The following is a 23,625-nucleotide window of genomic DNA, read 5'->3' on the forward strand; positions in this document are numbered from 1 at the left end:
TCCCGCTTCCCGTGCCCCGGCGTCCGGAGCACGAAAGAGCGAGATTCTAGCGAGCCAGACCGGGCCTTGCAAGCGTTATTTTGATACCTATGGATTGCGCCGGGACTGGTGCAAAAATTGGGCGCAAAAACTGAAATGATCTGAAATGAATGAGCGGCACAACAAGTGCCGCAGCAGGCTCACCCGCAGGATCGACTGGGAACTACCTCATTCACGCGGCCACGCGCTTTTGCATCATCACACGCTCGACGACGCCCAGATAATGATCGAGGCTCGGCGTTGCACGGTTCTCTTCTTTCGCTCGATCGTCCCACCTGCGCAGACGCAATGCGTCTTCCGCGTAGGGCTTCTGCAGGAACGTCTCAGCCTCCTCCTTGCTGAAGATGCCGCCTTGCAATTCCAGGCTGCGCACCGAATCGGCGGAAAGCTGGCCGAAGTACGTAGAGTCGATCGCACAGAGGCAGCGTTTGGCGTCGACGTGCAGCCGGATCGGCTCCAACACCGCGTCCGACAACACCGGCCGCAAGAACGGCAGCGCGAAATACTGATGCAGATCGTCGATGCCCCGCTCCGTCGGCGTCTCGCCTTGCAGATTGAGCAGATGGCCAAGGTCATGCAGAAACGCTGCGGCAACGAGCTCTTCGTGGGCCCCCGCCTCTTCCGCCAACGCGCCGCTTTGCAACGCATGCTCAAGCTGCGTCACCGGCTCGCCGCTATAGGCGAGGCTGCCATATTGCTCAAACAACGAACGGATGTCGTTCAGACTCAATGCCACGCTGTTACTCCCACGGTAATGAAAAGGTCTTCAGGTTGGTGAAGCTCTTCATCGCCTCCTGAACACCTTCCTTATAGCCGAGCCCGGAATCCTTGATGCCGCCAAACGGCGTCAGCTCGATCCGGTAACCCGGCACTTCCCACACGTTGACTGTCCCAACCCGCAATTCGTTGATGAAACGTGTGATCGCATCCTGCCGGTTCGTACACACCCCGGATGACAACCCGAACGGCGTGCCGTTACTGATACGGATAGCGTCGTCGAGCGTATCGAAGGTGATGATCGGCGACACCGGGCCGAACGTTTCCTCGCGCACCAGCGTCATGGACGGGTCGACACCATCCAGCACCGTCGGCGAGTAAAGCGCGCCGTCACGCTGGTTGCCGATTCGCAGGCGCGCGCCGGCCGCTACCGCCTCGTTCACACGCGCTTCGAATAGCTGCGCGGCGGCGGCGTCGATCACGGTGCCCATCTGATTGCTTGCGTCGAACGGATCGCCGTAGGTCCAGGCGCGCGTCTTCTCCACGACCAGATCGGTGAAGTCAGCCGCGATGCTCTTTTGCACCAGCATCCGCTTGACTGCCGTACACCGCTGCCCGGAGTTCTTATACGAGCCCTGTACGGCAAGCGTCGCCGCACGCTCGAGATCGGCGTCTTCGAGCACGATCAGCGGATCGTTGCCGCCCAGCTCCAGCACGACGCGCCGATAGGCCGCCTTCGCCGCGATATATTTGCCAATCGCCACGCCGCCCGTGAACGTCACGAGTTCCGCCAGAGGATGCGTGATCAGTTCGTCGGCGATTTCGCGCGGATCGCCGGTGAGCACCTGCAGCATCGGCGCCGGCAAACCCGCTTCATAAAGAATGTCCGCCAGATAGAACGCCGACAAAGGCACCTTCTCCGACGGCTTGAGCAGCACCCGATTATTCGTCGCGACCGCCGGCGCAATCTTGTGCGCGACCTGGTTCATCGGGTGGTTAAACGGCGTGATCGCCACGATCACGCCCGCCAGCGGCTCACGCTGCGAAAACACACGGCGCGGCTTGCCATGCGGCGTGAGATCGCAGGAAAAACTCTGCCCGTCGTCGCGCAAGGCCTCGATCGAGGCGAACTTGAACACGTCGGCGACGCGGCCGATCTCGTAGCGCGAATCCTGCTTCGACAAACCCGACTCGAGCGAAATCAGGTCCGAGGCTTCCTCGGTCCGCTCGCGCAGCAATGCCGCCGCGCGCTCGAGAATCTGCGAACGCTCGTAGCGTGTGAGTTTCGCCTGATACGCGGCGGCGTATTCGAACGCGGCGCGCACGTCGTCGACGCTCGCCAGCGGGACCGTGCCCACCCGCGTCCCACTAAAAGGATCGAGCACGTCGAGCGTGCGCGGGCGGCTCGCGCGCTCGCCCTTGAGCCGCAACGCCTCGGCCCGGAATGCCGGATGATCCCGCAGCACGGCGTTCATGATGCCGACACGTGATTCAATGCAACGTCGAAGATATCGAAGTTGCGCAGCCGCTTGCCGTCCTTACCGGCGGGCAACGCTTCGACGCGGCGATTGAACAGCAGCGGCACTTCCTGCTCGGAGATCCCGCCGTGCGAACGCAGCGGCACGGTCAGCCCGGACAGATCGTGCTCATCGCGACACGTGCCGAGCACCACGTGCCGGGTGCTGACTACGACGATATCGCCCACGCGGTCGTTCGGCAGCTCGAAGCGCTCGCATGCGGCGCGATTGTCGAGCACCACTTCGATCCCCGGCAAAACGCTGATCCGCCCGATCACCTGTGCAACGCTCACGTCGTGCGGCAGGTAAATCGTCGCGAACGAACCGAGCGCGCCGTGATGCACGACATAGGGATCGGTAATCGGCAAAATGACACGGGCGCGGCGGCCACCCAGCCAATCGTCCAGCACATCCTGCAGATAGATCACGTTCGGCTCGCCGGTCTTCGGGTCGTGCTTGGCGTTCATGCCGTGGTCGGCGGTCAGGCCGATCACCCAGCCGAGCGCGTCGAGCCTGGCGAGGTAACGGTCCATCATCGCGTAGAAGGCGTTCGCGCCTTCGGTGCCGGGCGCCCATTTGTGCTGGATGTAATCGGTGGTCGACAGATACATCAGGTCAAGCTTGCGGGTTTCAGCCAGCCGCACGCCGGCGGCAAACACGAATTCGGACAACCCCGCGCTATACACATCCGGCACCGGCAAGCCGACCAGGTCGAGTACTTCGTCGATGCCGTTTTCTTCACTAGTCACCTTGTCGGCTTTCTCCGCCGAGAAGCAGATGCCCTTCAATTGCCAGCCGAGCAGCCGGCGCAGCTTGTCTTTCGCGGTGACCACGGCGACCGCGGCGCCGGCTTGCGCCGCGGCGGCCAGCAAGGTCCCCGCGCGCAGGTAGGCGGGGTCGTTCATCATCACTTCCGCGCCTTCGCCGCCGTTCGCGTCCGGGTCCCAGAAGTAGTTGCCGCAAATCCCGTGCACCGAGGGCGGCACGCCGCAGACGATCGAGAGATTGTTCGGGTTGGTGAACGACGGAATCACGCAATCGCCCTTGAAGGCCGCGCCGCCTTCGAGCATCTTGCCGATGAAAGGCGCGACGCCCGCTGCGGCGGCGGCTTCGAGGTAATCGTATTCACAGCCGTCGACGCACACCACGACGGTCGGTTGCACAGGCAGCCGGTAGCCGCGGCCATTGACTTCGATCGTACGTTCGCTTGCATTTGCCATCATTACCTTCCATGCGTTGAGAGCACGTGTGCTCCAATCAATCCGTTGCGGCCAGCCTCAATCACCCGACACCGCCGACACCTGCATCGCGCCCAGCACTTGCGCCGTCTCGCACGCCTCATGCGCACGCTGCAGGCCGCCATTCACGTGCGCGTGCATCAACGCCGCAGCCTGCTCCGCGTCGCGCGAGGCCAGCGCGGTCAGAATCGCGCGATGCTCGGCGAGCGAACGCTCCATCGCGTCGGCGTGCACCACCAGCGCGGCACGGCGAAACAGGCTCAGTTCGCCCACCAGCCTTCGATACGTCTCATACAGCTTGCCGTTGCCCGAGGCCGCCACGATCGCGTCGTGAAACGCCACATTGGCGCGCGCGTAGGCATCGTGATCCTGGGCGTCGAGCGCCGCGCGCATCGTGTCCAGCCACTCGCGCAGCCCGGCAAGCTTGCGTGCATCGATACGCGAAGCCAGCATCCGGCACGCCGCCTCCTCGAGCACCGCGCGCACGGCATAAATCTCGTCCGCCTCCGCCAGCGACACCGTTCGCACGAACACACCGCGATTTTTCTCGGTGCGCACAAGGCCCGCCTGTTCCAGCGCGCGAAACGCCTCACGCACCGGCCCGCGCGACACCTGCAAACGCGTGGCCCAATCGGCTTCGTTGAGTTTGTCGCCGGGTGCGAGCGCTCCTTCGATGATGTGCCGTTCGATTTCGTCACGGACCAACGTCGTCAGCGAATGCCTACGCACAACGTCGATCGGGTCGACGGAAGCAGTTTGCATATTTTCGGTCATTTTGACAAATTTCGCCACATCGATATGTGTTTGCGCGCCGCCGCTCGGCAAGCGCACACAAACACAACGATCAAAGAGTGCCCGTCAATCCACTCGACGACGCGGCACACGTGCCGCAATCAGCAACAGCGCGGCAAGCGAGACCAGCAGCAGAATCAGCGACAACGCGGAGGCCGGCAGGTAGTAACCGCGCTCCACCTGCCCGACCACGACGATCGGCACCGTCGCGAAGCCCGGCGGGTACACGGTGAGCGTGGCGCCGAGTTCGCCGAGCGAGAGCGCGAAGCCGAGTGCGAGGCTCGCGCGGATCGCCGGCACCAGTTGCGGCAGCACGACACGGCGCAGCACCATCGAGGGCGGCGCCCCCAGACTCGCTGCCGCCTCGCGCAGAATGGTCAGTTCCGGGCGCAACGCCGCGGCCGCGCAGCGGTAGCAGAACGGCAGCACCAGCGCGAGCTGCACGAACACGACGATGGCCGCCGAGCTCGACAGATCGAGCGGACGCTTGTGGTACGCGATCAACACGGCGAGCCCAAGCACCACGCTCGGCACGCCGTTGGGCATCATCGCGATGGTGTCGACCAATGCGCCGAGACCGCGCCGGTCGCGGCCTTCGAGCGCCAGAGCCAACCACAGTCCGAGAATCGTGCCGAGTACGGCGACGCCCATGCCGACTTCGAGGCTGGTTGTCAGCGCGTCGAAGTCGCTGGAGCCAAGCCGCTCGAACCAGCGCATGCTGAGGCTGTCCGGAAAGATGGTGCCCGACCAGTGTCCGGCCACGCTCGAGAGCGCGACCACCAGCACCGGCAGGACAAACAGCCAGAAACACAGCAACGCGGCAAAACCGAGAAACAGACCGCCGAGCACGCGCACCGGCAGACTGCGGCGCACCGGCCGCGCCTTCTTGTGCATGACCGGCAAAACAGTCGGGTCGAGTTCAACGGCCATGGCCCGCTCCTTTCACCTTGCGACGGTTGACCTGGCGGTACAACGCGTACAGAGACAAAGACATGATCAGCATCACCACCGCGCCGGCGGCGGCGGTCGGCAGATCGAGATCGACGGTCGCGGAACTGTAGATCGCGACCGGCAGCGTGATCAGATGCGCGCTGCCGAGCACGAGCAGAATGCCGAACTCGTTTAGCGTCAGCAGAAAACACAGGATCGTGCCCGCGGCGATGCCCGGCCACGCGAGCGGCAGAATCACCTTGAGCGCGACCATCCAGCCGCCGGCTCCAAGACTGCGGGCGGCTTCGATCAGGCGCATGTCGAGCGTGGCGAACGAAGCGAGCGTCGGACGCACGACGAACGGCGCATAGAAGACCACTTCCGCGAGAATCACGCCGCCCACGCCGAACAGGAAGTTGAGCGGCGGCGCCTGGAGATGAAACAGCTGCTGCAAGGCGATGCTGACCGAGCCTTGCGAGCCATACAGAAAGATCAGCGTGAAGGCGACCAGAAACGACGGGAACGCGACGAACAGTTCCAGGAAACGGGTGACCATGCGGGCGCCGGGAAACGGCTTGAAGAACAGGAGCGCCGCAAGGCCAATGCCGAGCAACGATGCAAGCCCGGCACTCACGAACAGGATCCATAGCGTCGTGCCGACCACACCGCTCGTTTCCGGATTACTGAAGAACGTCGAGTAGGCCTGCAGGCTCAACCCGTGCGGCCCGGTGAAACTCAGCAGCACCAGACGCACGAGCGGATAAATCACCAGCGGCCCCAGCACGACGACGGCGAGGAACAGCAGGTGCCATTGGGCCGCGCGTTCGCGGCGCTTCACCGCCGCCGTGTGCGAGGCCGCGCTCGCGCTGCGGCGGGCGTCGGCGGCCGCGTTGAGCGGATTGGGGGTATCAGGGGTTGATAAGGACGACATCGTCAGCCTCATAACGCAGGGAAACACGCGCGCCCTTCTCCGGCATCATGCCTTGGCCGCGCTGCATGGTGACGAGCACGGGCTCGTTGGGCATCGCGTCCAGAACGACCGACACCGACAACACCGCGCCATACCATTCGACCGACGTAATCGCGCCGTGCAACTGTCCCTCACCGAGCGGGACGATCCGCAGCGCTTCCGGACGCAGGCAGGCCACCCGTTCGCGTTCGTTGTAGCGCACGTCGTCCATGGCGAATGCGACTTGCGGCGGCAGCAGATTGGCTGCGCCCAGATAGCGCGCGACGAAACCGTCGTTCGGCGTGTCGTACAACTGCTGCGGCGTGCCGAGTTGCGCGATGCGGCCTTCGCGCATCAGCAGGGTGCGGTCGGACAGCACCAGCGCGTCGTCCTGATCGTGCGTCACGCAGACGATCGTCAGATTCGGCAGGCGCTCGTGCAAGGCCTTCAGTTCGGAGCGCACCGAAGCGCGCAGATTGGCGTCGAGCGCGGAAAGCGGCTCGTCGAGCAGCAGCACGTCGGGCTCGATCACGAGCGCACGCGCGAGAGCCACACGCTGCTGCATGCCTCCCGACAATTGCGCGGGCATGTGATGACCGGCGTCGCCCAGTTGCACGAGCTTCAACGCATCGGCAACCCGTCGAGCGATATCTTTCGACGCCGTGCGGCGCGCGCGCAATCCGAAGGCCACATTGTCGAACACCGACAGATGCGGGAACAGCGCGTAGCTCTGAAACAGCAGGCCGAGATTGCGCTTATGCGGCGGCACATGCGTCAGGTCGTGACCGGCAACGGTCAAGGTGCCCGACAGTCCGTCCGCTTCAATGAACCCGGCAATGAAGCGCAACAGCGTGGTCTTGCCGCAACCGCTGCGGCCGAGCACGGTGAGTAATTCGCCGCGTTGAATGGTCAGAGACAGATCGTCGAGCACGGTGCGCGTTCCGAAGCGCACGCTCAGATGGTCGATCTGCACGCCGCCCGGCGTGTTCGAACGCGCGGCGTCGAGCGCGTCCGGTGAGGCGCCGAGCGCGCCGGGGTGAGCAAGACTGGCCGTATTCACCGGGTTCATCCTCCAACTAGATTAATGCTGATACGGCGCCCCGCACGGATGCCGGAAGCGCCGCCTGACTCAATGACCAACCGTCCTGCTTACTTCGGCTTGACGACTTCGAGTTGCTTGCCCGACGAACCGATCACGTCGCTCTTCCAGCGTGCCGTCCAGTCAGCCTTCTTCGCCATCACCTGCGTCCAGTCCACCGGAATCAGCGTCACGCCAGCGATCGCCTGCTTGACTGCTTCGCCGTTCTTGCCGGCGAGCGGCACGTCGGTGCGGCCCGGAATACCGAAGATGTCCGGCACCTTGGCTTGCACGTCGGTCGACATCAGGTAGTCGATCAGCTTCTTGCCCGCAGCCTGGTTCGGACCGTTCTTGATCAGGCCGATCGCGTACGGCAGCTGGAAGGTGGTCGGCTTGCCGCCGGCGCTGGCTGCGAGGAAGATCGGCTTGAGCGACAGGCCGCCATTGGCCGCGTCGTCCAGATCCATCTGCAGGTCGCCGTTGGCGAAGGCGATTTCGTTGCGCGAGAGCAGCACGTCGAGGTAGCCGGTGCCCTTGGTGTGGAACTTGGCGCTTTCTTCGAGCTTCTTCAGGTAGTCGAACGCCTTGTCTTCACCCATCAGCGACGTGGTCAGGATGATCACGGCCATGCCGTCGCCAGCCGTGGCCGGGTTCGAGTAGGCGACCTTGCCCGTGTAGTCCGGGTGCAGCAGATCGGCGAACGTCTTCGGCTGGTTCTTCGTGACGTCCGGGTTGATCGCGAACGAGAAGTAATTGTTCACGAAGGTCGCCCATGCACCGTTCGGCGCCTTGGCAATCGCCGGCACGTTCTTGTAGTTGGCGCTCTGATAAGCCTGCAGCAGGCCGGACTGGTCGGCTTGCTGGATAAACGGCGGCAACGTGACGAGCACGTCGGCCTTCGGCTGATCCTTCTCGATGGTGGCGCGGTTCACCACTTCACCGCTGCCTGCCGTGACGATGTTGACCTTCACGCCTTCCTTCTTTTCGAAGGCCGGCAGCACATCCTTGTAGAGGTTTTCGAGGCCGTCGGCGGTGTACAGCACCACCGCGTCGGCCGCGTGAGCCTGCATCGCCGTGCCGCCGAACGCTGCCGCGGCGATCAGCGCCGGCAATAGTTTGCGTGCGAAGCCAACCGTGGCATGAAGGGAATTCGTCTTTGTCATGTCGCTCTCTCCGAAAGGCAAAAAACCAGACGGTCGGGATAACCCGATACCTGTTGTGATTGAACGGCGGTGCGCGCCGTGCCGCTTGCGTGTTGCCCGCAGCCAGTTGTCATGCAGTTTCGCGCGGATTGCAGATTGCTGACAACTTTGCCGCTTCTTCTCCAGCCTGACTTACAGCTCACCTACGACACTCGCGCTGCCAGCCTTGCCTGAACGGGCACAGCAAGGATTACAGGTTTCCATGACAACGCCATGACTATTCTGGCAAATTCCAAAAATTGACACAATTCGCCAATAACATCCAAACTAAACTTCTCGTTGCCCTGCCGGGCGACGGACATTCATCTGCTGATGGAGGCTAGTGTGATTCTTGGAAACGACCCAATCCTGCTGACCCCGGGGCCGCTCTCCACCTCGCCGCAAACCCGCGAGGCCATGCTGCGCGACTGGGGCTCGTGGGACGCCGCGTTCAACCGCATGACCCATAGCGTGTGCGCCGAGCTCGTGACGATCGTCCGTGGCGAAAACGACTATGTGTGCGTGCCGCTTCAAGGCAGCGGCACCTTTGCGGTCGAAGCCGCACTCGGCACGCTGGTGCCGCGTCAAGGCTGTGTGCTGGTTCCGAACAACGGCGCGTATTGTGCCCGTCTGATCCGGATATTGCAGCGTATGGGAATCGCTTACGACGAACTGGCGCTGCGCGAGGACGAGCCGGTCAGCGCATCCGCCATCGAAGATGCCTTCAATCGCAATTCGCGTATCAGTCACGTCGCGCAGGTCCATCTGGAAACGAGTACCGGTTTGCTCAATCCGCTCGACGATATCGCCGCGGTATGTCAGCGGCACGGCAAAAGCCTGATCGTCGACGCCATGAGCTCGTTCGGCGCCTTGCCGATCGACCTGCGGCGCGGCGGCATCGACGCGCTGATCTCGGCCAGCGGCAAATGTCTGGAAGGCGTGCCGGGGATGGGTTTCGTGATTGTGCGGCGCAGCGTGCTGGAACAGAGCGAGGGGCGCTCGCCGTCGCTCGCGCTGGACCTGCACGATCAATACGTCTATATGGAGAAGACGACACAGTGGCGCTTCACGCCGCCCACTCACGTGGTCGCGGCTTTGCGGCAGGCACTCGATCAATTCGTCGCGCAAGGGGGACAACCGGCGCGCGGCGCGCGCTACCAGCAGAACTGCGCGGCGCTGGTAAGCGACATGAAAGCACTCGGCTTCGAGCCGTTTCTGAAGCCCGAAGTGCAGGCGCCGGTGATCGTCACGTTTCACGTGCCGCGCGATCCTGCATGGAATTTTCCGGACTTCTACGCTGCGGTGCGCGAAGCCGGCTACGTGCTGTATCCGGGCAAGCTCACGCAAGTGGAAACGTTCCGCGTGGGTTGCATCGGCGCGATCGATGCGAACGAGCTGCACAACGCGGTGGCGGCGATCGGCCGTACGCTGCAACAGCTGGGGATTCGCGTGAAGTGACGTGCCATGCCATGCAGCGCCCCATGGCGGCTGAGGTGCACGAGGCTTTCGCTCTCATGCACCCGGTGTGCTGGCCGCCAAGGCTGCTCAGGCGATCAGGATTTCCGGCCCGTGCGCCGTGATCGCCTTGCCGAGCGCCTTCTCCGGCGCCAGTTCGGTGACCAGATAGCGAGCCGATTCGATGCCGTTGATGCGCACCGGCGTCACGCGCCCAAACTTTGAGTGATCGGCGACCACCACCACCGTGTCGGCGGCGGCGATCATGCGGCTGCGCACTTCGGCGGCCATGCGGCTGTAGTCGGTCAGGTAGCCGTCCGGCGAAATGCCGCCCGCGCCGATAAAGGCAAAGTCCGCGTGGTACTGCGTCAACTGATGGACCGTGTCGAGGCCGAAGGTGGCGTCTTCGATATCCGACAGCTCGCCGCCGAGCAGCGTGATGCGGTTGTCGTTGCGGCGGCCGAGCAGCAGCGCGATACGCCAGTCGTTCGTATAGACCGAAAGGCGATGGCGGTCGAGCAATGCCCGGGCCACGGCCTGGGTCGTGCTGCCGGAATCGATGATCAGCGAGGCGCCGTCCGGCACGAATTCGGCCGCGCGCTCGCCGATCGCCCGCTTGGCGCCGGCGTTGGCGGCTTCGCGCGTATCGAGATCGGGCTCGCGCCGGTCGCTCGAGAGCGCGCCGCCGTGGGTCGTGACCAGCAGACCGCGCCCGGCCAGCGCGTTCAGATCGCGGCGGATCGTCTCGCGCGACACGTTCAGTTCGCGCACCAGTTCAGCAACCGAGAGCGCGCCGGTTTTGGCGACTTGCGCCAGGATGTATTGGTGACGTTGTTCTGCGAGCATCTGTTGAGGGCCGGAAGCCGGCACGCTTGGGTTTCGCCACGGGTGGAAGGCCGGCGTATTGTATTACGCGCGGCGTGGGGATGCTCCCCCTCGCGCGCTTACCTGCTAACCTGACAGGTCTCGCCGAGCGCCGACACCTGTCGATACCGTAAGTAGCCTGTCAACCGAACGACCGATGCCGCCACTGTTTCGCCGCTTACTGTTGCTGTTCCACGCGTTGCGTTACGGCGCACGCCTGCTCTGGCTGGCCGCCCCAGCCGAGCACAAGCTGCACTGGATGATCGAGCTGGTCGGCCGCGTGCATGCGTCCGGGGGCGGCCGCGAACGCCTGCACGGCGTACTGCCGGCGCTCGGACCGCTCGCGAGCCGCTTCGCGCAGACCCTGGCTGAACGGCCCGAACTCGCGACCGGCACGCTGCACGACGCCATCGACGCCATCGACCACCTCGAGACCCCACTGCCGCCCCAGGAATCCGAACAGGCTCTGGCACGCGCATTCGGCCGGCCGCTTGCCACGATTTTCAGCGCGGTCGACCTGGTGCCGGTGCGCGGCGGGTTTGCCGAACAGACGCACTTCGCGCGGCTCATCGTGCCGGTCAACGGCCATAGCGAAGTGGCCATCAAACTGGTGCGGGCCGATCAGTTGCAGCAGATCGGCGACGAACTCGCACTTCTGCGCTGGGTCGCGCGCTGGCTGGAGAAACTGTCCGGCTCGGCTCGCCGCCTGCAAGTGCGTGCGCTGGCGCAAACCTTCACCGACGACATCCTGCGCCGCTTCGATCTGCGTGCCGAAGCCGCCAATCTGAGCCAGACCGGCCATCACTTCGACGGCGACAGGCGCATCGTCGTGCCGAACGTCATCTGGGACTTGTGCACCAATCACACGCTGACGATGCAGCGCATCAGCACCTTGCCCGCCAGCGACCTCCCCGGCCTGCACGCGCATCACATCAAGCTCGCGCCGCTGGCCGCGCATATCGTGGAGGTGGTCACTGAACAGGCATTCGAGCACGGCTTCTTTCACGCGACACTCGATGCACGCCGGGTGCGCGTGAGCGTCGAACCGGACACGCTGGGACGCCTTGTGCTGGCGGAGTTCTCGATCATGTCGAGCCTGTCGACCGGCGAGCGCGAATTCTTCGTGCACGGCGCAACCGCGCTCTTCAACCAGGACTACGGCCGGCTTGCCGAACTGCATCGCGATGCCGGGCACGTGCCGCACGACACGCGCGCGGAGATGCTCGAAGCCGAATTGCGCACCCGCGCCGAAGCTCACTTCGCAGCCGAGCCGGAAGACCGGTCGGCGGGTTCGCTGTTTCATCATCTGTTGCACGCGGTGCACCCGTTCGACGGCGCCGTGCCCGGCCGGCTCGCCACCGCCCAGCGCTCGTTCCAGCAGGCCGAGATGCTGGCGCGCGCGCTGCATCCGGGCGTCGATACGTGGAACGTCGCCCGCAATGTGCTGGCGGGAATCGCGCGGCGCGACATGGATCACCGCGGCTGGATCAAGCGCATCTCGCGCGAGTTGCCGCATCTGGCGCATATGCTGCCGCGCGTGCCGCAACTGGCTGTGCGCTACCTGCAACATGAACACGATCGTGCCCGCACGCCGCAGCAGAATGCGCAGCTGTTGCTGGACATCAGCCGTGAATATCGGCGCACGCGCAGGTTGCTGTGGGCCTGCGTGGTATGCGGCGGCCTGCTCGGCGCGGGGACGGTCTTGTTGATGTGGTGATATTCATGTGGTGACATTCAAGCGGTGGTGAACGCGTCGAGGCCTGGTTCGTGCAATCTGCCATTGAGCCCGCGCCCGTGATTGCAGCTTCGAACAAGACGCGCCTCAAGTGGCCCGGCAAGATGGCGGCTTTTCACGTCACCCCACTCCGATGCTTGTTTCCTCAATCGCCGCCGTCTTCGTCGTGTTGTGGTCGACCGGTTTCGTGGTCGCCCGGGCGATCACGCCCTATGCCGATCCCAATCTGTTCCTGCTCGCGCGCTTTGGCGGCACCGCGCTGATATTCGCGCTTGCCGCATTCGCCGCACGCGCCGTGTGGCCGAGCGGCCGCGATCTCGGCAAGCACCTGCTCGCGGGCGCGCTGCTGCAGGGCGTCTACCTCGGCGCGGGCTACTGGGCCGTCGCGCAGGGCTTGAGCGCCGGGGTGATGGCACTGCTCGGCGCGCTGCAGCCGCTCGCAACGGCAGCCGTTGCAGCGCCACTGTTTGGCGAACGTCTGTCGAAGCGCGGCTGGACCGGCATGGCGCTCGGCCTCGCCGGCGTCATGCTGGTGCTCGAACCGAAACTCGCCGCGGCCGCGCCGTCCGCCCAACACGGTAACGCGCCGCCGTGGCTGGTCGTGTTCATCTCGATCGTCGCGGTCGGCGCGATCACTGCGGGCACGCTGTTTCAGAAAACGTCGCTGGCGAAAGCCGATATTCGCAGTGCCAGCGCGGTGCAGAATTTCGGCGCGGCAGTGGTTGCGGCGATTCTTGCACTGGCGCTCGGTGAGCATCGCTGGATTGCATCAGCCACTTTGTGGGGGGCGCTTCTATGGGGCATCGTGATGCTGTCGGGAATCAGCGTCACTTTGCTGGTGTGGATGGTCAGGCGCGGCGATGCTGCACGCGCCACCGCGCTGATGTTTCTCGCGCCGCCGCTCGCCGCGCTCGAAGGCTATGTCGGCTTCGGCGAAACGCTGCTGCCGGTGCAGATCGCCGGATTCGGGGTGGCGCTGGTGGGTGTGCTGCTGGCGCGCTCGTGATGGTTTGATCGGCGCGCCCGCGGGTCAATCCGCCGTGTCGGCGCCGGCCGGCACTTTTGCGCGCACCTTGCTGCCCGGGGCCGGAGCCCAGGCCGGCCGGCTCTTGCGCTCGGAATCCACCACGACGATGTAGCGCCCCGCCCATGGCGTCACCTGACGGTCGCTTTTCAACACCCACAGCGATTTGCCGGATTCGACGAGCGCGGCATATTCGGCGTCGAGAATGCCGTAATGGTCGATAAAGGCATTCAGCGACGCGGGAATCCGCACGCACCCCTTCGAATGGCGAATCCCGAGCAGCGGCTCGAGGCGGTCCGGGTCGGTGGCGTGCATCTGGAAACGCATCTGCGACATGCCGCCCTTGCCCCAACCCCGTTCGCCCTGAGCCCAGCCGAGATCGAAGATCCGCATGTCGCGCTTGCCGTAGCCGCGAATGTGGTTCTCGTTCAGCGTACCTTCCGAGCGGAAATCCATGTTAGATGGAGTATGTTCGAACACGCCGAGCGGCGTGATGAAGTGGTCGTACTCGCCGGGCCGGCCCGTTGAAACCGGCGCCGCGCCGATCATCTGCCAGCTATCCGAAGGGACTGCCCGGAAATAGATGAACAGCGCCTGAACGTTGGCGTTACGGTCCACCATCACGACATACTCACCCGACAGATTGCCGAGCATGTGCTCGTTCAATGCGGTTTGCAGGCGATCGGCATAGGCGCGCTGCTCTGCGGCCGGTACTTTCAGCCGACGTGTCACGTCTTGCGCGAACACATCCCGCAGCAGGAACGCACGACGCGGATCAACCACGCCGGCCGCGTCGGGTGCGGCAACGGCCGATGCGTCGACGGCAACTGCCGCACGCCTCGCCGCCACGGATGCCGGGGCCCGCACGGACTGCGTACCCGAGGCTGGAGCCGTGCCCGACGCCGCAATCGCGACGCTCCATGACAGCGCACAAAAAGCGGCCGCAGACGCGCGCGTCAGATAGCGCGCGGCATGAACTGCGCGCGCGAAACGCGACACAGAGAGTAAATCCGACATACACACCATTTGAGTTAGACGATCTACCGATGCGGAAGTGCTACGGTCCGGTGCAGCCTGGCGAGGCCAATTGAGGTAGTTCATCGCGTATTTGAGCAAACCTGATTATTATTGATTGCTCGCCGGCTCATGCGGCGCCTGGAACCAGGATGTTACTAAGCACACTGGCCCCTGTCGATGAAGAATCGGCCAGTTCACCCATATCACTGTATTGACCGTCAATATCCAGCAATCCGCGCAGCAGTTTAAAAGCTGCTCAAAGTAAATTTAACGTCGATATTTGCAATAAAACCGCGAGACCGATTTGTCACATCATGCCCGCGGAACCACGCCGTTCGCGGGCGCCACTCGTGCCATCCGCGTGAGCGTTCATCGCCGACACTCGCGCCACCGCATATGGAGAAAAGAGGAACATGACGCAACAAGACTCAAGCGCACGCCAGGCAAGCATTGTGGCGGAAATGCACATCGCCGCCGAGTTCGACGCCGCACAGGAAATCGAGCGGCGGGTCGCTTTTCTGGCGAATTATCTGCGCGCTAGCGGCCTGAAAACCTATGTTCTCGGCATTAGCGGCGGCGTCGATTCGACTACTGCCGGGCGGCTTGCACAACTCGCGGTGGAACGGCTGCGCGCCGAACATTACGACGCGCGTTTCGTCGCGATCCGTTTGCCGTACGGCGTGCAAAAAGATGAGGCCGACGCGCAGCAGGCCCTGAACTTCATTCGCGCGGACGAAAATCTCACCATCGACATCCAACCCGCCGCCGACGCAATGCTCGCCGCGCTGGGTAATAGCGGCGTGCGATTCAACGACGACGCACAGCAGGATTTCATCCACGGCAATATCAAGGCGCGGCAGCGCATGATCGCGCAATACGCGGTAGCCGGCGCGCGCGCGGGCGTGGTGATCGGCACAGACCATGCGGCCGAGTCGGTGATGGGATTTTTCACGAAATTCGGCGATGGTGGCGCCGATGTGTTGCCGCTCACCGGCCTGAACAAGCGTCGTGTGCGTGCACTATCCAAAGCCTTGGGCGCACCCGAAGCGCTAGCGCACAAGGTGCCGACCGCCGACCTCGAAATGCTGCGCCCACTGCGGCCGGACGAGGACGCATACGGCATCCCGTACGACGACATCGACGATTTTCTGGAAGGCAAGCCGGTGAGCGCCGCCGCGCGCGAGACGATCCTGCGTTTCTACGATGTCACGCGGCACAAACGGGCGTTGCCCTACACGCCGTTCGATTGTCCGGTGAAGACAGGCGGGGCATGAAAGAAGCGATGTAAAGACACGCCGTAAAGACACGCTGTAAAGACCCTTAAGCGCGGGGAGGATGCGCATGACAAATGCGCCGCACGCAGTGCATTCTTCCCAGCTTAAGTGTTCAGCAAACGCGGTGAATTGGGAGGCGCTCAGTGCGCGGGCGGCGACGTGTCGTCGCTGAACAGATCGGCGCTCGCCTCGAGCGCCAGACCGCCTAAATGCTTGCCCTGAATCTGCCGCGCAATCACTTCGCCCACATAGGGCACGTTCGCGTCCAGTTCGACGGTGGCATAAGCGCCAGGTTTGCCGGCGTCGACCACCTCGACGTTTTTCGCATAATGCCCGAGCTCACGTTTGAGGAATTCCCGCACTTCCTGCGCGCTGCACGATTCCGCGATATTGCGCACGATCAGGTTCATGCCGCCTACCCTCGACGCCCGCTACGATCCGCGGCATGCACCCGCACCGGGCGCAACGCAGCGCGCTGTTTCGCCTGAGCCGCCGCGAGTTGGCGGATCAATGCAGCGCCGGCCGCAGCCAAAGCAGCCAATGACAGATAGAAGGCAATCATTTAAATCTCCCCTTCGAATTTCGTCCTGTTTTCAGGATAGCCACAATCGACAACAAAAGCGATGCGACACAATGTCATAAAAGACGGACTTTAAAACTTCCGTTAATGCACTGTACCTGCGCACTGTACCTGAATAAGCAGCGGTAAAAACAGCAAAACACATGTTCATTCAGTGACGCAGTCACGGCACACGCGCCAGACGCGGACGCTGGGCGCAAAAACCGGGCCGCGAACCGGGCCGTGATACGCATCGTCGCCGGCATCCTGCGGGGGACGTACGCAAAAGGCGGACTGATCGCACGGATCAGTCCGCTTTTTGCACGTTGGCCGCGCTCACCCACCATGCATTCTTGCCCTGCGGGACATGCACCAGTACGGCGGACGGATCGTCGACGCCATCGTCGGCGATTTCACACACCGGCAAGCCGTCCGGCAGGTGCTTCACCTCGCCGGCCGCCTGGAACAGCGCGACGCGCTGCGCGCTCAGCGGTCGCAGTTGCCGGTACACGTCGAAACTGATTGCCGCGGGCACGTCGCCGCGAATCAGCAGCGGCTCGGCGCTGCCGCAGCGCGCGGGTTCGGCGGCAAGCACTGTGGCGCTGCCGAACAGACAGCCGCAAGTAAGCGCCAGTGTGGCAAGGCGTGAGTGGGTCATGGTGATTCTCCGGGAGTAAGTTGAAGCAGCGCACTGCTGGCGGCACGACTGAATACACGCGAATGAACAACCAGGCCAACATGGGCGGAGGCAGGCGGCCTCATGGCGCGCTGTCGCGACCATCGCCCCGGCCGTTGCTGTCGCCAGTCGCGACGTCGAGACGGCTCACATCGCAAGACGCCTGGCTGAATCCCGAGTAGACCACCGACCAGTTGCCGACAATCGCCGCTTGCGCCTCAGCGAGGCTCAGCTTCCCTTCACAAACGCAGCGTTTGAGCATGACCGCGGCGCGCGCCTTGCGACGCTCACCCTGCGGGCCTGCCCACGGCAGAAGATCGAGATTGGAGGCAGCGTTTGGCGAGCCGCCGAGTACAACGGGCACGCGCCTGTCCAGTGCGAAAGCCGGACCGTTGTCGGCATCGATGCCGCGCGCGGCCAGCATGCGGTCCTTGTGAGCCATCAGTTGATCGAACGGTGGAGCGACCGTGTCCGCATAGCCGGGTCGGCAAATCGTTTCGCCGATTGACTCCTGCGTGACGCGCTCATCGAGCATCGCCGCATCCTGAGCCCAGACTTGACCGACGCGCAATGCGAGTACGACAGTGCAGCCGAACAGAATCGCGAAACGCATCTTGCGCGCAGGACGCGCGGCGCCGCACCGGCGCGTGAGCGTCGACTGGATTGCCTGATATGCCCTGCTGGTTGCGTCGCTGCAATGGGTGATGCAACGCCTGTCTGCAATGCCTGCGTTCATTCGTCGGCGCGCCGGTAACGGCGCGCAATAGTTCAATTCGCAGGTCAATTAAAACACATTCAATATTCGTGTGTGAAAAGGCGTACATGCGCAATCGGGCGAGGATGCACCTCGATGCGCTCACAAAGGGTTGCCGGCGCTGTCTTGCCCGGCGTGAATGCGCGATGCAAGACAGCGCCGGATCGCAGGGCAAAGACAACGCCGCTGCCTGCATGCCGGCCACCCAAAGCGCCGGCGGCAGGCCACCTCAACCGGGTTTCGCCACCCGAGCCTGCAAGGCACGAATACGCCCGAGCGCCTGAGTATTGGACACGGTTGCGTCATACATCTTGGACAGATCCGCTTTGAGCGCGGTGCGCGAGCCGCCGTCGAGATACACCATATGTCCCGACGGATAAAAACGCGCCGACAGATTCTGCCGGACCTGCTGACTAACAAGCGGCATTTGCTGCAGATCGATCACGGTCTGATAGAACGGCGTGACGTAATCGAAGAAACCGTTCGCCGACAAAACCTTCAGGTCGGGGTTGAGCGCCATCACGGCGGCAAGATCGCCGGCGGTGTACAGAATGACGTTGCCCTTGGCGTCGAGCCCCTTCTGCGCGCCGGTCGGATCGATGTGGCTGAAGTCCCAATACTGGAATGCCTGATCGTTGAGGTCCGTGAACGCCGAATTCGACGTGTACTTCAACTGCTCATTCAGATACACGTTCCACATCGTCGTATAGACGCCCGTCACCGCGGTCATGGTCGGATCGTTGCCGCCCGAATTCGGGTCGATCTTGCCCGCAATGCCAGTGTTGATCGCCGTCACGCGGCCGTCGTACTCGCCAAGCGCGAGACCCTGCGCTTTCAGCAGCGTGGTCAAGAACAGCGAATTGCCGCGGCTGTCGTACGACGCGATGTCGATGCTCCAGGCGAGCAAGGTAGTTTTGTCGATCCCGGTGTACTCGCTGAGTTTTTCGACAGTGGCTGAATCCGTCGTCGGAAATTTGCGCAGCGCCGCCAGATAGTCGGTGCGCGCGAATTGCGCGACCTCTTCGGCAAACGTGCCGAGGTCGGTGGGCCGCGGCGCGATGCCGAGTTTCTTGTGATACCACGCATCCGCTGAGGCCGTGGGCAGCGCGCCGACCGGGTTGCCGGCCTGCGTGTAGTCGAGAATCGACGATTGCAGCGTGATGCCGTTCAGATCGACGCCGTCTTCATGCAGCCGGTACGCCAGCACGCAACTGCGTGCCGTGCCATAAGACTCGCCATACAGGTACTTCGGCGAATTCCAGCGATTGTTCTTGGTGAGAAAGCGTTTGATGAACTGTTTGATCGAGTCCGCGTCCTGGTCGACACCCCAGAAGGCGCGGTTCGTCTTCGGCGCAATGGCCGCCGAGTAGCCCGTGCCGACCGGATTGATGAAAACGAGGTCGCTCTTGTCGAGCAGACTGTCCGGGTTGTCTTCCATCGAGTACGGTGCGGGCGGCGTGAAGCCCGGCATCGAGGTCTTGATACGGCGCGGCGCGAACGAGCCCAGCAGCACGAACACCGAAGACGAACCCGGGCCGCCGTTGTAGAAGAACGTTACCGGGCGCGTTTCCTCCTTCTGGTTGTCCTGCGTGAACGCGACGTAGAACATTTTGGCTTCAGGCTGCGAGCTGCTCGGATCGACGATCACGAGGTGGCCCACTGTCGCCGTGTAATTGATTTTCTGGCCGCCGATCGTAGTCGAATGATGCGTAATCGCAGCGGCTTCAGTAGTGTCGGTGACGGAGTCGTCCGGCCCGTTACCATAAGCAACCGGATCGAAGAACGGCTGATCGCCTGTTTTGTGCGACGCCCCGGCGGCCGTGGCGGGCGAAGCATGTGTGTTGTGTGACGACTGCGGACTAACGGAAGCTGACTCGGTGTTCGTCATGATCGCTCCATGGGTTCGTTAACGTCTTGATCTGTCTTGGTGTGTCTCGATGTGCCTGGGTGTATCTCAATGCGTCCTGGTTACCCTGATGTCTCTTGTGTGTCCTGCGTTGCCAGCGTCTCCTGAAACCGCACGCCGCACCGCCCGCGACCTGAACGCGGCGCACCGCGGGGTCGACGCGGACAGCCGGTGGCGCCTGGGCCGGCAATCCGCGAGGCGCGAGGCGCCACCCGAAACAATCCGCGAGTCTTCAGACTATAGTGCGGCCGCCACCTTCTGACCATTGGGGCTGCCAAGCCCCGTGCACGCATCCCAGCCCGGCGACGCGGCGAAGCTGCCGTTGTTGCCTTGGGTAATGTCGTTAAACGCGCCCGGCGCCTTATACAGTTTCGGATTGATAAAACCAGCCGGTTGCCCTTTCGCCGCGTTGATCCGCGCAATCAAGGCCGCCCACAGCGGCGCAACCGCGCTGGTGCCGCCGACCACCGTCTGCGTGCCGTCGATCAACACGCTATAGCCGGTAACAGGCGATGCATCGCCGGCCACGTCCGGCACGCCCCGCCCGCTGAGCGCCTTTTTTGCGCCGCTTGATGACGTAACCGACAAGCCTTGTTGCCACACGGGAACCGGAAAGGCCCGGCTCACGCCGCCGCCGCTCGCGCCGCCTTGCGCGCCGTCGTTCCACACCACCTCATGCGAGATCGAGGTGCCCGACGCCGTCAGGCTCGTGCCGCCGCATGCCAGCACGTAAGGACTCGATGCCGGAAAATCGACCTGATCACTGCCCGAACCGTCGCTCGAACCGCTGTCGCCCGATGCCGCGCAAACCGTCACACCCAAGGCTGCCGCCGTTTGCAGCAGGTTGTTGAACGCCTGCAGCGACTGGCTGGTCCAGTTCGACTCCGGGCCGCCCCAACTGATCGAGATGACCGTGGGTTTGTTGGTCGTGTCATGCACCGCGGTGCTCACCGCGTCGATGAAACCGGCGTCGCTGTTCTGCGTGAAATACACCGCGATCGTCGCGCCTGGCACAATCGCGCCGACGATTTCGATGTCGAGCGTGACTTCGCCATCGGGCCCGTTCGGGTCGCCGCTCGGCTGATTGCTCCCCTCGTCGACGCCGACCGCTGTCACTTTCGGTGAAGCGACGCCAAGGCTCGCAAAGTAAGTCTTGAGGTCGGACGTGTTGTAGCCGCCCCCAAGCTCGATGATGCCGACACATTCGCCGCTGCCGTCGCCCCGCGGAAACTGATACAGCGAAGCGAGTTGCGGTGGCGCGAAGGAAACCTGATGTCCTTTAGCCGGCTGAAACGGCGGCCGGATGCGAAAGTGCGGGCGCGCCTGCGGCCGGTTATCGAGCCCGAGCACGGCTTGCACGATGCCGTGCAGATCGTCCGGCACGCTGATCGTGCCCGTGCGGCCGCGGAACTGACCCGCCGTGTGATGCTGGTAATGCTCGAGTTTGACGCCGAACGCGGTCTGGAACTGCGCGATCGTGCCGCCCAGCAGCACCTGGCGCGCGGCCGGATCTTCCCGCACCACCGTCAAGCCGTGTGCGACGGCAAAGGCTTTGACCTTCGCGATGTCTTCCGGCGCGGCGCCGTATTCTTTTGCAAACGCCTCGCGCGACAAAGGCTTGACGCCTGGATCGCCTGCCTCGATCTTGCTCATCAGCGCGTCGAACTGCGCCTGCCGCTGACGGCGCAGTATCACGAAAACCTCGATCCGTTCAGCCGGATCGCATTGCCCAACGACCGTCGAACCTTGCACTGCCGTTCGCTCGCTTCCCGGCAGCGGTTGTCTATTGACCATGGTGTCGATTCTCCTGTTAGCGTGACGGCACGGGCCGCGGGGTTGACCCCACGCACGGCACGCGCCTGCACGAACTCGCCGCCTCGCGCCCGGCGGCTTGATGTTTCAAGAACTTCGCCAAACCATCCGACCGATGCATTCGAACACAGTTCCGGTATCTGCGGCAGTTGTCCGAATGGCTAACGCCGGGGGGATCAATGCGCATCGCGCAATACCCGCGCTATGATGCTGAAGCGGCAATCCAGCCGTCGCAACGCCTCGCGCGCCACCCGCGCGCACGATCGAAGAATCAGAGGAACCCCATGTCAATTTCAATGTATCAAGCGTCACTGCCCGTGCTGGTGCGCGGCATGACCAACCTGCAAGTCATCCTCGGCAAAGCCGAGGCGCACGCTGCCGAGAAACAGATCGACCCGTCTGTGTTTACGAGCGCACGGCTCGCACCGGACATGCTGCCGCTGGTGCGCCAGGTCTATATCGTCAGCGACACGGCGAAGGGTTGCGCCGCCCGTCTGGCCGGCGTCGAAGCGCCGAAGTACGACGACGTCGAGCAGACGTTCGACGAACTCGATGCCCGCCTTCAAAAGACGATTGATTACCTGAAGGAATTCAATGCGCAGCAGATCGACGGATCGGAAGAACGGCCGATCACACTGAAAATGCGCAGCGGCCCGATCGAGTTCACGGGCTTGTCATATCTGCTCGGTTTCGTGTTGCCGAACTTCTTTTTTCACGTCACGACGGCGTATGACATTCTGCGTCACAACGGTGTCGAACTCGGCAAGCTCGATTATCTGGGCGGCATCAAATAACACGTGCAGGCACGCGATTGCCACATAAGCAGCACGTGCACACACGTGGGCTCGACATGCCCGGGTGTGAACTTCGCAGGAAACGCGTCAAACGCGCGGCTGGAATGCAATGATCGCCATGCCGGCCAGTGTGAATGCCACACCGGCCGCGTCCCACAGCGTGGGGCGCACCTTGTCGACGCACCATAGCCACGCGATCGCCACCGCCACGTACACACCGCCGTAAGCCGCATACACGCGGCCTGCGGCGGTGCCGTGCAGCGTCAGCAGCCAGGCGAACAAGGCGAGACTCAGCGCGCCGGGCACCAGCAGCCAGATGGAGCTCCCCTCCTTCAGCCAGCGCCAGGGCAAATAGCACCCGACGATTTCGGCAATGGCGGTCACGGCATAAAGCAGAAACGTTTTCATCGACAGGTTGAAGCAAGTAGTTGTGTTGACGCGAGACTGTGCGCGGCAGTTTATCGGTTTTATTAACACAACCACTTTGCATGCGGGATTGCACGTGTCACAGCCGCCGCATCAAGCCCCCATTCGCTACCCGTCATGAACTTCGCGCCGCCCTGTACCGGTGTCTGGCACGTGCGGCAGTCAATCCAGAGAAAGCCGCAACGCAAAGCCGATCAACGCTGCCGAGAAAGTCCAGCGCTGCAGTGTTTGCGCGAGAGGATGAGCCCGCATCCAGCTGGCAATGCGCGCCGCGCCAATCGCGTACATGGCGTCGAAACACGCGCCGATCGCGAGCAACACCAGACCCAGCTCGATCATCTGCAGCGCCACCGGTCCGGCCTCGGGACGCACGAACTGCGGCAGGAGCACCGAGCAGAACAGCAGCGCTTTCGGGTTCAACAGGTTGGTCAGCAGGCCCTTCACGAAAGCGGCACGCAGCGGCTGCGATTCGCCACCGGCCGTGCCGCCTTCAGGCAACGCGAATACGGGTGAGCGGAAGATCTGGACGCCGACCCACGCGAGATAAACCGCGCCGCCGTAGCGCACCACGTCATACAACCAGGGCGCACTGCGTAACAGCGCCGCTACCCCGCATGCCGACAGCGTGACGTGTGTTGCCCTCGCCAACCCGAGACCACCGGCCGCCGCGAAGCCGCTGCGCGCGCCACGTCCGATACTGGTCTGCAGAATCAGTGCCATGTCGGGCCCAGGCACCGCGTAGACCACAAACAACGCAGCGATATAGACGATCAGAAGGTGTGCGGAAATCATGGAAGCCTCTTGTTTTTAAGGGCTCTATCTTGCTACCGTCGAAGGAGGGTTTGCTGGCGAAATACAGGAGAACGGGGTTCAATTTTGGAGGAATAC

23 protein-coding genes are annotated in these 23,625 nt (G+C 63.4%); 5 read left to right on the top strand and 18 right to left on the bottom strand.

Annotation, left to right across the window (positions count from 1 at the left end):
* Window positions 1-211: 211 nt before the first annotated feature.
* The 8 genes from BCY88_RS32880 to phnS form a co-directional block, all read right to left on the bottom strand.
* Window positions 212-775 carry a phosphonate degradation HD-domain oxygenase gene (locus tag BCY88_RS32880; RefSeq protein WP_120348292.1) on the bottom strand — a complete coding sequence of 188 codons (564 nt, stop codon included), beginning with the start codon at window positions 773-775 and terminating at the stop codon, window positions 212-214.
* Between the two features lie 4 nt (window positions 776-779).
* Window positions 780-2,231: a phosphonoacetaldehyde dehydrogenase gene (gene phnY, locus BCY88_RS32885; protein WP_120348293.1), complete on the bottom strand. Its 1,452-nt coding sequence runs from the start codon at window positions 2,229-2,231 to the stop codon at window positions 780-782.
* Entirely contained in the window at window positions 2,228-3,493 is a 1,266-nt protein-coding gene (gene phnA / locus BCY88_RS32890; protein ID WP_120348319.1) for a phosphonoacetate hydrolase, read from the bottom strand. The genes phnY and phnA overlap by 4 nt, the downstream gene beginning before the upstream one ends.
* A 57-nt stretch (window positions 3,494-3,550) precedes the next feature.
* Window positions 3,551-4,285 carry a phosphonate utilization associated transcriptional regulator gene (locus BCY88_RS32895; RefSeq protein ID WP_120348320.1) on the bottom strand — a complete coding sequence of 245 codons (735 nt, stop codon included), beginning with the start codon at window positions 4,283-4,285 and terminating at the stop codon, window positions 3,551-3,553.
* 84 nt (window positions 4,286-4,369) lie between these two features.
* Window positions 4,370-5,233, bottom strand: a complete 864-nt coding sequence (gene phnV, locus BCY88_RS32900) for a 2-aminoethylphosphonate ABC transport system, membrane component PhnV (protein WP_120348294.1) — start codon at window positions 5,231-5,233, stop codon at window positions 4,370-4,372.
* Window positions 5,223-6,164, bottom strand: a complete 942-nt coding sequence (locus BCY88_RS32905; RefSeq protein ID WP_120348295.1) for a 2-aminoethylphosphonate ABC transporter permease subunit — start codon at window positions 6,162-6,164, stop codon at window positions 5,223-5,225. Before BCY88_RS32905 ends, phnV begins: the two co-directional genes overlap by 11 nt.
* Window positions 6,142-7,242: a 2-aminoethylphosphonate ABC transport system ATP-binding subunit PhnT gene (phnT, locus tag BCY88_RS32910; protein ID WP_120348321.1), complete on the bottom strand. Its 1,101-nt coding sequence runs from the start codon at window positions 7,240-7,242 to the stop codon at window positions 6,142-6,144. The genes BCY88_RS32905 and phnT overlap by 23 nt, the downstream gene beginning before the upstream one ends.
* Window positions 7,243-7,331: 89 nt before the next feature.
* Window positions 7,332-8,423, bottom strand: a complete 1,092-nt coding sequence (gene phnS, locus BCY88_RS32915) for a 2-aminoethylphosphonate ABC transporter substrate-binding protein (protein ID WP_120348296.1) — start codon at window positions 8,421-8,423, stop codon at window positions 7,332-7,334.
* Between the two features lie 351 nt (window positions 8,424-8,774).
* On the opposite strand from phnS, the gene BCY88_RS32920 reads away from it, so the two are divergent.
* A complete protein-coding gene (locus BCY88_RS32920; protein WP_120348297.1) occupies window positions 8,775-9,899 on the top strand; it encodes a 2-aminoethylphosphonate--pyruvate transaminase in 1,125 nt (374 codons plus the stop codon).
* Window positions 9,900-9,986: 87 nt separating this feature from the next.
* Here BCY88_RS32920 and BCY88_RS32925 read toward each other — a convergent pair whose 3' ends face one another.
* A complete protein-coding gene (locus BCY88_RS32925; RefSeq protein WP_120348298.1) occupies window positions 9,987-10,742 on the bottom strand; it encodes a DeoR/GlpR family DNA-binding transcription regulator in 756 nt (251 codons plus the stop codon).
* Window positions 10,743-10,917: 175 nt separating this feature from the next.
* Between BCY88_RS32925 and BCY88_RS32930 the strand changes: the two genes are divergently transcribed.
* On the top strand, window positions 10,918-12,477 hold the full coding sequence (locus tag BCY88_RS32930; protein WP_120348299.1) for an ABC1 kinase family protein: 1,560 nt from the start codon (window positions 10,918-10,920) through the stop codon (window positions 12,475-12,477).
* Between the two features lie 151 nt (window positions 12,478-12,628).
* Window positions 12,629-13,501, top strand: a complete 873-nt coding sequence (locus BCY88_RS32935; protein ID WP_120348300.1) for a DMT family transporter — start codon at window positions 12,629-12,631, stop codon at window positions 13,499-13,501.
* Window positions 13,502-13,525: 24 nt separating this feature from the next.
* Here BCY88_RS32935 and BCY88_RS32940 read toward each other — a convergent pair whose 3' ends face one another.
* Window positions 13,526-14,536 carry a L,D-transpeptidase gene (locus BCY88_RS32940; protein ID WP_259461591.1) on the bottom strand — a complete coding sequence of 337 codons (1,011 nt, stop codon included), beginning with the start codon at window positions 14,534-14,536 and terminating at the stop codon, window positions 13,526-13,528.
* 413 nt (window positions 14,537-14,949) lie between these two features.
* Here BCY88_RS32940 and nadE point away from each other — a divergent pair, with 413 nt between their 5' ends.
* Complete coding sequence (gene nadE, locus BCY88_RS32945; RefSeq protein WP_120348301.1) at window positions 14,950-15,810, top strand: ammonia-dependent NAD(+) synthetase; 861 nt, start codon at window positions 14,950-14,952, stop codon at window positions 15,808-15,810.
* Between the two features lie 140 nt (window positions 15,811-15,950).
* Here nadE and BCY88_RS32950 read toward each other — a convergent pair whose 3' ends face one another.
* The 6 genes from BCY88_RS32950 to BCY88_RS32970 all read right to left on the bottom strand — a co-directional run bounded on the left by BCY88_RS32950 (window position 15,951) and on the right by BCY88_RS32970 (window position 21,499).
* Window positions 15,951-16,220, bottom strand: a complete 270-nt coding sequence (locus tag BCY88_RS32950) for an RNA-binding protein (RefSeq protein WP_120348302.1) — start codon at window positions 16,218-16,220, stop codon at window positions 15,951-15,953.
* 5 nt (window positions 16,221-16,225) lie between these two features.
* Window positions 16,226-16,372 carry a hypothetical protein gene (locus BCY88_RS39990; protein ID WP_183081508.1) on the bottom strand — a complete coding sequence of 49 codons (147 nt, stop codon included), beginning with the start codon at window positions 16,370-16,372 and terminating at the stop codon, window positions 16,226-16,228.
* Window positions 16,373-16,676: 304 nt separating this feature from the next.
* Window positions 16,677-17,027: a hypothetical protein gene (locus tag BCY88_RS32955; protein ID WP_120348303.1), complete on the bottom strand. Its 351-nt coding sequence runs from the start codon at window positions 17,025-17,027 to the stop codon at window positions 16,677-16,679.
* A gap of 100 nt (window positions 17,028-17,127) precedes the next feature.
* Complete coding sequence (locus BCY88_RS32960; protein WP_120348304.1) at window positions 17,128-17,781, bottom strand: hypothetical protein; 654 nt, start codon at window positions 17,779-17,781, stop codon at window positions 17,128-17,130.
* A gap of 247 nt (window positions 17,782-18,028) precedes the next feature.
* Window positions 18,029-19,687, bottom strand: coding sequence for a S10 family peptidase (locus BCY88_RS32965; RefSeq protein WP_120348305.1), 1,659 nt, complete (start codon window positions 19,685-19,687; stop codon window positions 18,029-18,031).
* Window positions 19,688-19,942: 255 nt separating this feature from the next.
* Window positions 19,943-21,499 carry a S53 family peptidase gene (locus tag BCY88_RS32970; protein WP_120348306.1) on the bottom strand — a complete coding sequence of 519 codons (1,557 nt, stop codon included), beginning with the start codon at window positions 21,497-21,499 and terminating at the stop codon, window positions 19,943-19,945.
* 302 nt (window positions 21,500-21,801) lie between these two features.
* On the opposite strand from BCY88_RS32970, the gene BCY88_RS32975 reads away from it, so the two are divergent.
* On the top strand, window positions 21,802-22,311 hold the full coding sequence (locus tag BCY88_RS32975; RefSeq protein WP_120348323.1) for a DUF1993 domain-containing protein: 510 nt from the start codon (window positions 21,802-21,804) through the stop codon (window positions 22,309-22,311).
* An 87-nt stretch (window positions 22,312-22,398) separates the two neighbouring features.
* Here BCY88_RS32975 and BCY88_RS32980 read toward each other — a convergent pair whose 3' ends face one another.
* Window positions 22,399-22,719, bottom strand: coding sequence for a YnfA family protein (locus tag BCY88_RS32980; RefSeq protein ID WP_120348307.1), 321 nt, complete (start codon window positions 22,717-22,719; stop codon window positions 22,399-22,401).
* A 180-nt stretch (window positions 22,720-22,899) separates the two neighbouring features.
* Window positions 22,900-23,529 (bottom strand): LysE family translocator, encoded by a 630-nt coding sequence (locus tag BCY88_RS32985; protein ID WP_120348308.1) that lies wholly within the window; start codon window positions 23,527-23,529, stop codon window positions 22,900-22,902.
* Window positions 23,530-23,625 lie beyond the last annotated feature (96 nt).

The sequence above is a fragment of the Paraburkholderia fungorum genome (genome assembly GCF_003610895.1).
GTDB classification, from domain to species: Bacteria; Pseudomonadota; Gammaproteobacteria; order Burkholderiales; family Burkholderiaceae; genus Paraburkholderia; species Paraburkholderia fungorum_B.